This window comes from Pseudonocardia pini (assembly GCF_013870575.1).
GTDB lineage: Bacteria > Actinomycetota > Actinomycetes > Mycobacteriales > Pseudonocardiaceae > Pseudonocardia > Pseudonocardia pini.
In genome coordinates, this window is the sequence record NZ_JACBXB010000068.1 from 1 (window position 1) to 12,670 (window position 12,670).

Below are 12,670 nucleotides of genomic sequence, written 5' to 3' on the forward strand. Positions count from 1 at the left end.
GATCGCCCCGGGCGAGACCATCCTGCTGTGCTCCGACGGGCTGTTCGAGCGCCGCTCCGAGGTCGTCGACGACGGCCTGGACCGGCTGTCCGAGACCTTCGCCGAGCTCGCCCACCACCGCCCGCCGGACATGGTCGACGCGCTGCTCGAGCGGATGCTCGACGAGGGCGGCGCCCCGGACGACACCGTGGTCGTGCTGGCCCGCCGGGTCCCCGAGCCGCTGACCAGGACGATGCCGGCCGCGCCGGAGTGCCTCGCGCCGATGCGCCGGGCCATCGCGGACTGGGCGGGCGCGTGCGGGCTGGACGCGGACGGGACCACCGACCTCCAGCTCGCCGTCGGGGAGGCGGTGACGAACGCCGTCGAGCACGCGTACCGGGGTGCTCCGGACCCCGGCGCCGACGCCGTCACGCTGTCGTTGGAGCTGCGGCAGGACGGGTCGGTCGCGGTCCGGGTCGCCGACGGCGGGGTGTGGCGTCCACCACCCGAGGACCCGGGCTACCGCGGTCGCGGACTGGCGCTGATCCGGGAGCTGGCGGTGGACGTGGAGGTGCTGCCGGCGGACGACGGGACCGAGGTGTGGTTCCGGATGCCCGCGATGCCGGTCGAGGTCGGCGTGCGGCTCCCCGGCCCCGCGGACGCCCCCGCCGAGGACGCGCCGCCGCAGGCCGCCCGGCTGCGCCGATGGGCCGACGCGCACACGGTCCGGCTGCACGTCGAGGGCGACCTCGACCTGGTGGGAGTGGCCGCGGTGCGTGCCGACCTGCTCGCCGAGCTGGACCGGGGCGGCCCGCTGATCCTCACCCTCGCCACGGACACGTACGTGTCCAGCGCGGGCATCGCGCTGCTCTCCGAGCTGGCGCAGCGGGCCCGCTCGGCGGGCACGGACCTGTCGGTCGTCACGGCCTCGGACAGCCCCGCCCGCCGGATCCTGGTGCTGGCCGGGTTGGACACCCTGATCGGCTCGGAGTGAGCGACGGCGGACCCTGCGTGCTGACCGGACATTTACCGGCGGTTCCGCGCCCTGAGAGCGGTGTTTCCTTCCGGTCTCCGGTGTGTTGCACTGCGTGCGTGATGCCCGCCTGGACCCTCGGCCCCATCTGGGAGAGCCGTCGCGGGCACGTCTTCGACGAGTGCTGTCGACGCCCGAGCTGAATCCCGCTCGGTCCGTCCTCACTCCTGGAGAAGTCTCGTGCGCACGCACGCGCCCACGCCGCTGTCCCTCACCGATCTGACCGACCTGACCCGCCGCTATGCGGACGCGGTCCGCCGCGGGGAGCACTCGGTGCACATCGACCCCGTCCACCGGTGGTCCCGCAGGCTCGTCGCCGACGACGTCGTGGACGTCTGGCTGATCTCCTGGGCCACCGACCAGGCGGCCGAGCTGCACGACCACGCGGGCTCCCTCGGCGCGCTGACCGTGGTGTCGGGGCTGCTCGTGGAGCAGCGCTGGGTGCGGGGCGAGGGTCTGCGGTCCCGGTCGATCGCCGCGGGCCGCGGGGCCGCCTTCCCGCTCGGCCACGTGCACGACGTCGGCAACGTGGAAGCCACCCCGGCGGTGAGCGTGCACGCCTACTCCCCGCCGCTCACGGCGATGAGCTACTACGACGTGGCCCCCGGCGGTTTCCTCCGCCGCACCCGCACCGAGCTCACGGACGAGCCGGAGAAGGTCAGCGCGTGAGCAGGATCGACGAGATGCTGGCGGCGGCGCGCACCCGGCTCGACCGGGTGGGTCCCACCGAGGCCGCCCTGCTCCTCGCGGACGGGGCCCGGCTCGTGGACATCCGGCCGGGCTGGCAGCGCGAGCAGGAGGGCGAGTTCGCCGAGGCACTGGTGATCGAGCGCAACCACCTGGAGTGGCGGCTGGACCCGACGTCGGACGCGAGGATCCCCGAGGCCGTCGACGACGACCAGGTGTGGATCGTCGCGTGCTCCGAGGGCTACACCTCGAGCCTCGCCGCCGCCTCCCTCCAGGAGCTGGGCCTCCACCGGGCCACCGACCTCGACGGCGGCTTCCGGGCGTGGAAGGCCTCCGGGCTGCCGGTCCGCTAGGAGAACCGCGCGATCTCGGAGACGAGGAGCTCGGGCTCGGTCAGCATCACGAGGTGCCCGGAGCGCTCGGCGCGGACGTGCCTGCCGTGCGGCGAGGTCGAGGCCCGGGAGGCGTGCGCCTCGACGAGCTCTGCCCGGTTCCGTCTCCCCAGGCCCGCTGCCCGCGTGCCGGACACGACGGTGACGGGAAGGTCGCCGAGGTCCGGCGGGGCGTCGAGCAGCGCCTGCAGGTCCGCGACGGTCGCCTCGCCCTCCGCGACCAGCGTGGCCACCGCGGCCGGGGTGTAGGACTCGGCCCGCGCCTCCGCGCGGACCACCGGCGGGAGCGCGCGCAGGGCGGGGGCGAAGGCGCGGCGCAGCAGGCCCGTCCGCGCGATCGGGGGCAGCAGCCGGTTCTGCGTGACCTCCCTGCTCGCGAACCGGGGCGTGAAGTAGCCGGGGCAGGCCTCGTCCGTCGGGTCGACGAGCACGAGTCCTCGCACGCGATCCGGGCGCGCCGCCGCGGCGAGCCGCACGACCGGCCCGCCCCAGCTGTGCCCGACCAGCACGAACGGCCCGTCGCCGAGGTGGTCCAGCAGCGCGCCGAGGTCCGTGGCGAGGGCCTGCAGCCGTCGTGGACCCGCGGTCGCCGGGCTGGCCCCCAGGCCGGAGCGGTCGTACGCGACGGCGCGCACCCGGACACCCACCGGCGGTTGGACGAGCCCCCAGGTCGACCGCGTCGCCCCGCGCCCGGCCTCGAAGACCACGGTCGGCCCGCCGCCCGGCAGCTCGCGGTAGAACAGCTCGCGCCCGTCGGGCAGGCGTGCGATGTGCGCACCGCCCTGGGGGTGGGCGCTCACGCGAAGGCGCCGATGCCGGTCACGTCCTTGCCCACGATCAGCGCCTGCATCGTCTCGGTGCCCTCGAACGTGTGGATGGCCTCGATGTCCGCCCAGTGCCGTGCGACGTGGTGGTCGAGCAGGATCCCGTTGCCACCCAGCATGTCCCGGGCCGTGCTGAGCAGACGGCGGGCCGCCCTGGTGTTGTTCATCTTGGCGAGCCCGGCGACCGTGGGCGAGAGCCGCCCGGCCTCGGCGAGCCTGCCGATCTGCATGCAGTAGAGCTGCATGCCGGTGAGGTCGGCGAGCATCTGCACCAGCCGTTCCTGCACGATCTGGAAGGAGGCCAGCGGTCTGCCGAACTGCGTGCGGCCCTGGACGTAGCGCAGGGCGGCGTCGTAGCCCGCGGTGGCGTGGCCGAGCGCCATCCACGCGCAGATGCCGCGGGTCGTGGCGAGGACGCGGGCGCAGTCGGCGAAGGTGTGTCCCTCCGCGAGCCGGTTCTCCTCAGAAACCCGCACCCCGTCGAGCACGATGTCCGCCTGGTGGATCGCGCGCAGCGACACCTTGCCGGTGATCACCGTGGCCTCGTACCCCTCGGCGGGGGTCTCGACGACGAAGCCCTTGACCTCGCCGTCGCCGGTGTCCCGCGCCCAGACGACGACGAGGTCGGCCACGGCGCCGTTGCCGATCCAGCGTTTGGTGCCGCGCAGGACCCAGTGGTCGCCGTCGCGCTCCGCGGTCGTCTCCAGGGCCACGGAGTCCGAGCCGTGCTCCGGCTCGGTGAGCGCGAACGCGCCGAGTCGCTCCATCGTGGACATCGAGGGCAGCCAGCGCTGCTTCTGCTCCTCGCTGCCGCACATCGCGATCGACTGCATGGCGAGTCCGGCGTGGACCCCGAGCACGGTGCCCAGCGAACCGTCGCCGCGGTGGAGCTCCATGTGGACCAGTCCGCACGCGAGCGGGCTCATCCCGGCGGCGCCGTGGCCGGTGATCGTCTCGCCCACGATGCCCAGCTCGGGCAGCCGCCGGACCAGGTGCCAGGGCACCTCGGCCCGCTCCCAGTACTCCCCGACGTCGGGCAGGACCTCGTTGTCGACGAACTTCCGGACCGTGACGAACCGGGACCACTGCTCCTCGGTGAACTGCTCGCGCACCGAGAAGAAGTCCGTGCCCAGCGCCTCGCCGAGATGGGCGTACTCCATGGGACCCAGGGTGTCAGGTCGGGCCTCGGGCCGCCCGCCGGCGTCGCCGGGCGAGAGCGGAGGGGATGACGGGCGGGCCGCGGCCTATCCGGCCCAGCGCGCCTTGAAGCCCGCCTCGAACTCCTCCAGGGTCTGGCCGCGGGTCTCGGGGACGGTGCGGTACACGAACACGATCGCCACCAGGCCCAGGGCGGCGAAGATGAAGAAGGTCGGGGCGATGCCCAGCGCCGCCACCACCGGCGGGAAGGCGAAGGCCACCAGGGCGTTGGCGATCCACAGCGCGAACACGCAGACGCCCATCGCGAAGCTGCGGATCTTCAGCGGGAAGATCTCCGCCAGCAGGAGCCAGACCAACGGACCGATGGTGCCCTGCATGCAGAACACGAACAGCACCACGAAGACGAGGATCAGCCAGGCCTTGACGGGTCCGTCCGGCACCGCGACCGCGCTGATGCCGATCAGCAGGTGGAAGACGGTGGTGAGGCTGAAGCCGCCGATCAGCATCAGCCTGCGCGGCACCCGGTTGATCAGCATGATGCCCACGGTGATGCCCAGGACGCTGAACAGGCCGTTGGCCGTGTTCGCCACGATCGCGGAGTCGGCGGAGAAGCCGGCGTCGGTGAGCAGCTGCGTGCCGTAGTACATCACCGAGTTGATGCCGGTGAACTGCTGGAACACGCCCAGTCCGACGCCGATGAGGATCAGCCTGCGCACCCAGCGGACGGCCAGGTCGGCCGTGCCGCCGGTGTGCGAGACCCGCTCCTGGTGGGCCAGCAGCCGGACCTCGGCCAGCTCCGCCTCGGCCCGCTCGGCGGACCGGACCTGCTTGAGCACGCCGAGCGCCTCGTCCTGACGGTCCCGGCTGATCAGCCAGCGCGGGCTCTCGGGCAGGAACAGCATGCCGACCAGCAGCCCGATCGCGGGCAGCACCGCGACCAGCAGCATGATCCGCCAGATCCAGTCGTTCTCGCCCCAGACCTGGTAGATGACCGCGTTGACCACGAACGCCGCGAACTGGCCGCTGACGATCATGACCTCGTTGCGGGTGACCAGGCTGCCGCGGCGCTCGAACGGCGAGATCTCGGACAGGTACACCGGCACCGTCGCGGACGCACCGCCCACGGCGAGCCCGAGCACGAACCGCCCGACGGCCAGGATCGGCCAGGTGGGCGCGAGCGCGCACGCGATCGTGCCGACCAGGAAGATCGCCGCGAGCAGGAGGATGTTGTGCCTGCGGCCGAACCGGTCGGACAGCGTGCCGCCGACGAGCGCGCCGAACGCCGCCCCGATGATCAGGATGCTGACCACGAAGCCCTCGGTGAACGACGTCAGGCCCAGGTCACGCTTCAACGGCTCCAGCGCCCCGTTGATCACGCCCGTGTCGTAGCCGAACAGCAGGCCGCCGAACGTGGCGACCAGGGCGATGAGCCCCAGACGCCGGTTGTGCGGGCCCGCCGTGTCGGGCGGCAGGGACATCGGGGCGGCGGCTGGTGAGCCGGACATGCGGGTCCTTTCGGCGGCGACGGGCGGGTCTCAGCTCGTCGGAACGGGGTGCTCGTGGGGGAACACGATGCCGGACCGCGCCCGGATCCGGTCGGCTGCGGCCAGGGTGACCACCGAATCGGGGAGGGTGCGGAGCGGGGTGTCGGTGTGGCCGTCGGCGATGCGGCGGGCGACCTCGGCAGCCTCGAAGTACAGGCCCTCGTGGCCGACGGCGGGTTCGGTCCAGGTCAGTCGGCCCGCGCGGGTGTCGAGCACGACCGGGCCGGGCTGCGGGAAGGGACCGGGCAGCGTCAGGACACCCTCGGTGCCGACGACCGTGGCGCCCGTCGGGGTGAACCCGTACAGCGTGGTGTGGACGAGGCCCTGGTTGCCCGCGCGGTCGGTGAGCAGCGCCGCGAGCTGGCCGTGCACACCGCTCGGGTGCGGCTGCGCGGTGGCGAGCACGGTCTCGGGTGCGCCGAGCACCCAGGTCACGAACGAGAGCGGGTAGGTGCCGAGGTCGAGCAGCGGGCCGCCCGCCAGGTCGGTGCGGAAGATCCGGTGGTCCGGCGCGAACGCCTCGCCGTACTCCGCCTGCACCGAGCGGACCGTGCCCAGCGCGCCGGACCCCAGGAGCTGCCGGACGACGTCGTAGCGCGGCAGGAAGAAGGTCCACAGTGCCTCGGCGGCGAAGAGTCCGCGGGCCCCGGCGGCCGCCGCGATCTCGCCCGCCTGTGCCGCGTCGAGCGCGAGCGGCTTCTCGACCAGCACGTGCTTGCCCGCCTCCAGGGCGAGCAGGGCGTGGTCGCGGTGGCTGGTGTGCGGCGAGGCGACGTAGACGACGTCGACCTGCGGGTCCTCGACGAGCGCGGCGTAGGAGCCGTGGGCCCGCGCGATCCCGTGCCCTGCGGCGAAGCGGTCCGCGGCGTCCTGGCTGCGGGAGCCGACGGCGGTGAAGCGCTGAGAGGTGTTGCGCTGCACCGTGTCCACGAACCGCTCCGCGATCCAGCCGGTGCCGAGCACACCCCAGCGCAGCACGGGTGCGGTACGCGGGTCCGGGATGCGGGGCTCGGGGAGCGCCCTCATCCGGCCACCGCCACGGTGCGTCCGCCGTCCTTCATGGACGCGACGACGGCGTCGGCCACGGCGGTGGCGCGCAGACCATCCTGTGCGGACGCGAGTGGGCTCGGGGATCCTGCGCGCAGGCCGTCGACCCAGGAGGTGGTCACGCTGGACTCGCTGGTCGAGCCGGGCGCCGAGGACACGTTGCGGCTCACGCAGTGCACCACGAGCGGCTCGCCGACCTCCGCGATCGCGGCCCTCAGCGCCAGGTGCGCCGGGTCGAAGCGGCGCAGGAAGCCGAGCGTGACCAGGCCCCGGCCCCTGTCGGCCCCAACGATCCGGGCGCACTCGGCCACGGTCGGGGCCAGTGGCTTCTCGCACAGCACGGGGGTGTCCGCGGCCAGGCGGGCGAGGGTGGGCTCGGCGTGCGTGGAGCCGTGGGAGGCGACGACGACGGCGTCGGAGTCGCGGACGACCTCCGCCGGAACCGCGGCACCCGGGATCCCGGCGACCGCCGCGGCCGCCCGGTCCGGGTCCAGGTCGGCCACGAGCCCGACCTCCGCCCCGCTGACCTGCCCGTGCAGCGTCCGGACGTGGTCGGTGCCCATGATCCCGGCGCCCACGACCCCGATCCTCATGCCAGGCTCACCCACGCACGCTTGGCGGCGGACTCGGCCATGGCGTCGAGCAGGGTGGCACTGCGGACCGCGTCGGCGAGCGTGCTGCCGTACGGGGTGCCCTCCGCGACGGACCGCAGGAACCGTGCGGCCTCGATGACCTTGAGGTCGTCCATGCCCATCGCGTTGGCGGCACCGGGCTGGAAGGCGCCGAAGTCGCCGTGCGCGGGGCCGACGTACAGGGTGCTCATCGGCTGGTCCTGGTAGAGGCCGTCCGAGCCGACCGCGAGCTCGTTCATCCGGCGGAAGTCCCAGGCCAGCGAGCCCTTGGTGCCGTGGACCTCGAAGCCGTAGGCGTTCTGGTCGCCGACGGCGATCCGGCTGGCCTCGAGCACGACCCGCGCGCCCGCGGTCGTCCGGGCCAGGGCGCCGACGTAGTCCTCGTTCTCGACGGGGCCGGTCTCGCCGCCCGTCGCGCGGACGTGGCCCGCCGTGGCGCCGGAGGCCTTGGGCCGCCGCGGGATGAAGATCGCCGTGTCCGCGACGAGCGACTCCAGGTCGCCGAGCACGTAGTAGGTCAGGTCGGCGGTGTGGGCGGCGAGGTCGCCCAGAACCCCGCTGCCACCGCGGCCGCGCTCGTAGCGCCAGGTCAGCGCGCCGTCCGGGTGGGCGGCGTAGTCGCTGAAGAAGCGGAAGCGGGCGTGCGTGATCGTCCCGAGCTCGCCCGTCTCGACCATGGCCTTGGCGGCCTCGACGGCGGGGGCGTTGCGATAGTTGAACCCGACGGCGCCCTGGACCCCCGCCGCGGCCACCGCGTCGGCCACCGCGCGGGCGTCCTCGCTGGTGAGGCCGACGGGCTTCTCGATCCAGATGTGCTTGCCCGCCTGCGCCATCGCGACGCCGATCTCGCGGTGCAGGAAGTTGGGCGCCGCGATGCTGACGACCGCGACCTCCGGGTTCGCCGCGATCTCCCGCCAGTCGTTCGTCGGCGTGGTGAAGCCGAACCGCGCCGCCGCCTCCTCCGGGCGGCCGAGGACCTCGTCGGCGACGGCGACCAGCCGCGGGGCGACCGGGAGCTCGGGGAAGTGGTGCAGCACACGGGTGTAGGCCATGGTGTGCACCCGGCCCATCCAGCCCATCCCGGCGACACCCACGCCCAGCGGGCGTCGGGCGGGTACGGCGAGGTCGGTCATCCTGGTCTCCGTTGTCGCGGGATCCGAATGGCCCCAGGCTAGCCGGTGACCACGAGAGGTCAACAGATTGTCCTGACAAAGTCCACCGCGAGCCCCCCAACCCGCGAGTCCCACACTTTCGACGCGCGAGTCGGACACCACAGTGCGCGAGTCGGACCGATGAGATCGGGTCGCCGGCAGGGTCGACAGGAGGCGCAGGCGGTGGGCAGGCGCTCGGGCGAACGGAGTGAACCATGGCGGACCAGCCGACGAAGGGCCCTGCGTCCTACTTCCCCTCGATCGAGAAGAAGTACGGAAAGCCGATCGAGGAGTGGCTGGAGATCGTCCGCACGCGCGGCACGGCGAAGCACATGGAGACCGTGAACTGGCTCAAGAGCGAGCACGGCCTGGGCCACGGGCACGCGAACGCCCTCGTCGCCCACGTCCGGGCCGAGGAATGACGTCGCCCCACGGTCCGACTCGCGGGCCTCAGTGTCCGACTCGCGCGTCGAGAGTGGGGGACTCGCGGGCCTCGGTGTCCGACTCGCGCGTCGGAAGTGGGGGACTCGCGGGTCAGAGGGAGTCGAGGGCCTTCTGGATGCGCTTGATGCTCACGGGGTAGCGGGTCCTCATCGGGTGGGCGTAGAGGCTCACGCGGAGCTCCTCGATCATCCAACGGATCTCGGCCAGGCCCTCCGGCGGGTCGACGCCCGGGGGTAGCGCCGCCAGCTCGGCCTCGTACTCGTCTGCCACGACGCGGACCTGGGCGGTCCACTCGGCGTCCCGGGCCGGGTCCACGCGCAGCTTGTCGATCCGGATGCCGGTCGCCTGCAGGTAGCGGGCGACGTCGGCGAGCCGGGACGCCCCCGCCGCCTCCGCGAAGCCGGGCCCGACCAGCGAGGCGAGCTGTCCGCGGATGTCCGCGGCCCCCTCGCGGACGGCCGGGGAGCGCAGGTCCGCCAGCGCCGCCTGCACGGGGTGCCAGCGGTCCAGTACCGCGCGGACGGCCTGCAGCACCTGCATCGTCGCGCTGCCGAGATGCTGGGCGAACACCGCCTTCAGGCGCTCGAAACCCGCTGTGTCCCAACAGGGTCCGCCCGCGCGGGCGATCAGGTGGTCGGCCGCGCAGGTCACGCAGTCCTCCAGCATCGCCGCGACGCTGCCGTGCGGGTTGCGGGACAGGATCAGCTTGGTCGCGTTGTCCAGCCCGCGCTGCACCTGCTTGGCCGGCGACGGCGTGGCGAGCAGCAGGAGCCGACGGACGCCGCGCCGGTGCGCGGAGTCCCGCTCCGCGGCCGTCGCGAACACGCGGACGTCGACGGACGTGCCCCGGTCCACCAAGCCCGGGAAGCCGGTGACGACGTGCGAACCGCGCCGGATCGAGAGCTCGCGCGGCAGCTCGCCGAGGTCCCAGGAGACCAGCCCCGTGCGCTCGATGTCCCGCCCGGCTGCGGCGATCTCCGAGCGGACCTGGGGCGCGAACTCCGACCGCAGCCTCTCCAGGTCCGTCCCCCGGCCGATCTCGCGGCCCTTCTCGTCGAGCACCCGGAAGGTGACGACGAGGTGGTCCGGGAGCCGCTCGAGCTCCCAGTCCTCGCGCCGGATCACGACGTTCCGCATCCGCCCCAGCTCGCGCTCCAGCCCGTCGAGCAGGGGTTCGCCACCCACCTGCAGTCGCGAGAGGACGGCGCGGGCGTGGTCCGGTGCGGGGGAGAAGTTGCGGCGCAACGCCTTCGGCAGCGTCTTGATCAACCCGGTGACCAGCTCCTCGCGCAGCCCGGGGACGAGCCAGGTGAACGGCGTCGGGTCGACCTGGTGCAGGGCGGCGACGGGGACGTCGACGGTCACGCCGTCGGACACGTGCCCGGGCTCGAACGCGTACGACAGCGGCAGGGTGAGCCCGCCCGCGGCGACGTGGTCCGGGTACGCGGTGCGGTCGATCCCGCGCGCGGCCTCGGTCTCCAGCATCTCCGCCGTGAAGTCGAGCAGGTCGGGCTGCTCCCGGGACGCCTTCCTCCACCACGAGTCGAAGTGCCGGCCCGACACCACCGAGGCGGGGATCCGCTTGTCGTAGAAGGCGAACAGCGTGTCCTCGTCCACCACGAGGTCGCGACGGCGGGCGCGGTGCTCCAGCTCCTCGGCGTCCTCCAGCAGGTCCCGGTTCGCGCGGAAGAAGCGGTGCCGCGTCTCCCAGTCACCTTCGACCAGCGCGTGGCGCAGGAAGAGGTCCCGGGAGACCTCGGCGTCGACCCGCCCGAAGTCCACGGTCCGGTCCGCGATCACCGGGATCCCGTGCAGCGTGACCCGCTCGGTCGCCACGGCCGACGCGCGCTTGCGTGACCAGCGGGGTTCCGAGTACGTCCGCTTGACGAGATGTCCGGCCAGCGGCTCGATCCACTCCGGCTTGATCGAGGCGACGGTCCGCGCCCACAGCCGGGACGTCTCGACCAGCTCGGCGGCCATCACCCAGCGCGGCGGCTTCTTCGCGAGCGCCGAGCCGGGCCAGATCGCGAACCGTGCGTTGCGAGCGCCGAGGTACTCGCGGGAGACCCGCTTGTCGCCCTTCTTCTCTGCACGCTCCTCCAGGAGCCCCACCTGCGACAACAGTCCGGCGAGCAGCGCCTGGTGGATCCGGTCCGGGTCCGCGGGCGCGTCGTTCACGGTCATCTTCGCCGAGCGCGCGGCCTGCTTGAGCTGCCCGTGCAGGTCCCACCACTCGCGGATCCGCAGGTAGTGCAGGTACTCCTCGCGCAGGGTGCGGCGGAACCTGCTGCCGCTCAACGCCTCCCGCTGCTCGGCGAGGTACTCCCACAGCGCGGTGTAGGCGAGGAAGTCCGAGCCCGCGGCCGTGAAGCGGCTGTGCTTCTCGTCCGCGGCCTGCCGGTGCTCGGTGGGGCGCTCGCGCGGGTCCTGCACGGACAGCGCCGCCGCGATGACCAGCACCTCCCGCAGGCATCCGGTCTTGTCGGCCTCCACCAGCATCCGGCCGAGCCGGGGGTCGACGGGCAGCCGGGAGAGCTGCCGACCCACCGTCGTCAGGTTGCCGTGGTCGACCGCGCCGAGCTCGTGGAGCAGCGCCAGACCGTCCGCGACGTCCCGCTTGTCCGGCGGCTCCACGAACGGGAACGCGGAGATCTCGCCCAGCTCCAGCGCGATCATCTGCAGCACGACCGACGCGAGGTTGGTGCGCAGGATCTCCGGGTCGGTGAACTCGGGGCGGGCGTCGAAGTCGTCCTCGGCGTAGAGCCGGATGCAGATGCCGTCCGACGTCCGTCCGCAGCGTCCGGCGCGCTGGTTCGCCGACGCCTGCGAGACCTTCTCGATCGGCAGCCGCTGCACCTTGAGCCGCCGCGAGTACCGCGAGATGCGGGCCGTGCCCGGGTCGATCACGTACTTGATGCCCGGGACCGTGAGGGACGTCTCGGCGACGTTGGTGGACAGCACGATCCGGCTCCCCGCGTGGGGGGCGAAGATCCGTTGCTGCTCGGCCGTGGTCAGTCGCGCGTAGAGCGGGAGGATCTCGGTGTTGCGCAAGGCCAACGCGGCCAGCGCCTTCTCGGTGTCCCGGATCTCCCGCTCACCGGGCAGGAACACGAGGATGTCGCCGGGGCCCTCGCGCCGGAGCTCGCTCACCGCGTCCGCGATGGCGTCGATCTCCTGGCGGTCCGGGTCCGAGTCCGGGTCGTCCGGGTCCACGACGGGCCGGTAGCGCACCTCGACGGGGTACGAGCGGCCGGAGACCTCGACGATCGGGGCGTCGCCGAAGTGCCGCGAGAAGCGCTCCGGGTCGATCGTGGCCGAGGTGATGATCACCTTCAGGTCGGGACGCCGGGGGAGCAGCTGGGTCAGGTAGCCCAGGATGAAGTCGATGTTGAGGCTGCGCTCGTGCGCCTCGTCGATGATCAGTGTGTCGTACTGCAGCAGGTCGCGGTCGCCGGTCAGCTCCGCGAGCAGGATGCCGTCCGTCATCAGCTTGACCAGCGTGCGGTCACCGACGTGGTCGCTGAACCGGACCTTCCAGCCGACGACGTCTCCGAGCTCGGTGTGCAGCTCCTCGGCGATGCGGCCCGCGACCGTGCGGGCGGCGAGCCGCCGCGGCTGGGTGTGTCCGATCGTCCCGGTGATGCCGCGGCCCAGCTCCAGGCAGATCTTGGGGAGCTGGGTGGTCTTCCCGGAGCCGGTCTCGCCGGCGACGATCACGACCTGGTTGTCCCGGATCGCGGCGGCGATGTCCTCGCGGCGCGCGCTGACCGGCAGTGCCT

Annotated in this window: 11 protein-coding genes; 4 read left to right on the top strand and 7 right to left on the bottom strand. The window is 73.1% G+C overall.

Annotated elements, in window-relative coordinates:
- The 3 genes from H5J29_RS06865 to H5J29_RS06875 all read left to right on the top strand — a co-directional run.
- The coding region (locus tag H5J29_RS06865) for an ATP-binding protein (RefSeq protein ID WP_181780068.1) at positions 1-973 on the top strand (973 nt) is incomplete at its 5' end.
- A 219-nt stretch (positions 974-1,192) separates the two neighbouring features.
- Positions 1,193-1,681: a cysteine dioxygenase gene (locus H5J29_RS06870; protein ID WP_312858094.1), complete on the top strand. Its 489-nt coding sequence runs from the start codon at positions 1,193-1,195 to the stop codon at positions 1,679-1,681.
- Complete coding sequence (locus H5J29_RS06875) at positions 1,678-2,052, top strand: rhodanese-like domain-containing protein (protein ID WP_312858095.1); 375 nt, start codon at positions 1,678-1,680, stop codon at positions 2,050-2,052. Before H5J29_RS06870 ends, H5J29_RS06875 begins: the two co-directional genes overlap by 4 nt.
- Here the strand turns inward: H5J29_RS06875 and H5J29_RS06880 are convergent.
- The 6 genes from H5J29_RS06880 to H5J29_RS06905 form a co-directional block, all read right to left on the bottom strand.
- A complete protein-coding gene (locus H5J29_RS06880) occupies positions 2,049-2,891 on the bottom strand; it encodes an alpha/beta fold hydrolase (RefSeq protein WP_312858096.1) in 843 nt (280 codons plus the stop codon). The genes H5J29_RS06875 and H5J29_RS06880 overlap by 4 nt on opposite strands.
- Positions 2,888-4,075: an acyl-CoA dehydrogenase family protein gene (locus H5J29_RS06885; protein ID WP_181780069.1), complete on the bottom strand. Its 1,188-nt coding sequence runs from the start codon at positions 4,073-4,075 to the stop codon at positions 2,888-2,890. Before H5J29_RS06885 ends, H5J29_RS06880 begins: the two co-directional genes overlap by 4 nt.
- An 84-nt stretch (positions 4,076-4,159) precedes the next feature.
- Positions 4,160-5,578, bottom strand: coding sequence for a sugar porter family MFS transporter (locus tag H5J29_RS06890; RefSeq protein WP_220187083.1), 1,419 nt, complete (start codon positions 5,576-5,578; stop codon positions 4,160-4,162).
- A gap of 30 nt (positions 5,579-5,608) precedes the next feature.
- A complete protein-coding gene (locus H5J29_RS06895; RefSeq protein ID WP_181780070.1) occupies positions 5,609-6,643 on the bottom strand; it encodes a Gfo/Idh/MocA family protein in 1,035 nt (344 codons plus the stop codon).
- On the bottom strand, positions 6,640-7,257 hold the full coding sequence (locus H5J29_RS06900; RefSeq protein WP_181780071.1) for a Gfo/Idh/MocA family protein: 618 nt from the start codon (positions 7,255-7,257) through the stop codon (positions 6,640-6,642). The genes H5J29_RS06895 and H5J29_RS06900 overlap by 4 nt, the downstream gene beginning before the upstream one ends.
- Positions 7,254-8,429, bottom strand: coding sequence for a Gfo/Idh/MocA family protein (locus H5J29_RS06905; RefSeq protein ID WP_181780072.1), 1,176 nt, complete (start codon positions 8,427-8,429; stop codon positions 7,254-7,256). Before H5J29_RS06905 ends, H5J29_RS06900 begins: the two co-directional genes overlap by 4 nt.
- Before the next feature lie 233 nt (positions 8,430-8,662).
- On the opposite strand from H5J29_RS06905, the gene H5J29_RS06910 reads away from it, so the two are divergent.
- A complete protein-coding gene (locus H5J29_RS06910) occupies positions 8,663-8,869 on the top strand; it encodes a DUF4287 domain-containing protein (RefSeq protein WP_181780073.1) in 207 nt (68 codons plus the stop codon).
- Positions 8,870-8,981: 112 nt separating this feature from the next.
- Here H5J29_RS06910 and hrpA read toward each other — a convergent pair.
- On the bottom strand, positions 8,982-12,670 hold a 3,689-nt coding region (gene hrpA, locus H5J29_RS06915), incomplete at its 5' end, for an ATP-dependent RNA helicase HrpA (RefSeq protein WP_181780074.1).

Bases quoted from the DNA above. Each gene is read 5' to 3' on its own strand.
- H5J29_RS06885 (WP_181780069.1), bottom strand. From the start codon at position 4,075: ATGGAGTACGCCCATCTCGGCGAGGCGCTGGGCACGGACTTCTTCTCG.
- H5J29_RS06890 (WP_220187083.1), bottom strand. From the start codon at position 5,578: ATGTCCGGCTCACCAGCCGCCGCCCCGATGTCCCTGCCGCCCGACACG.
- H5J29_RS06895 (WP_181780070.1), bottom strand. From the start codon at position 6,643: ATGAGGGCGCTCCCCGAGCCCCGCATCCCGGACCCGCGTACCGCACCC.
- H5J29_RS06900 (WP_181780071.1), bottom strand. From the start codon at position 7,257: ATGAGGATCGGGGTCGTGGGCGCCGGGATCATGGGCACCGACCACGTC.
- H5J29_RS06905 (WP_181780072.1), bottom strand. From the start codon at position 8,429: ATGACCGACCTCGCCGTACCCGCCCGACGCCCGCTGGGCGTGGGTGTC.
- H5J29_RS06910 (WP_181780073.1), top strand. From the start codon at position 8,663: ATGGCGGACCAGCCGACGAAGGGCCCTGCGTCCTACTTCCCCTCGATC.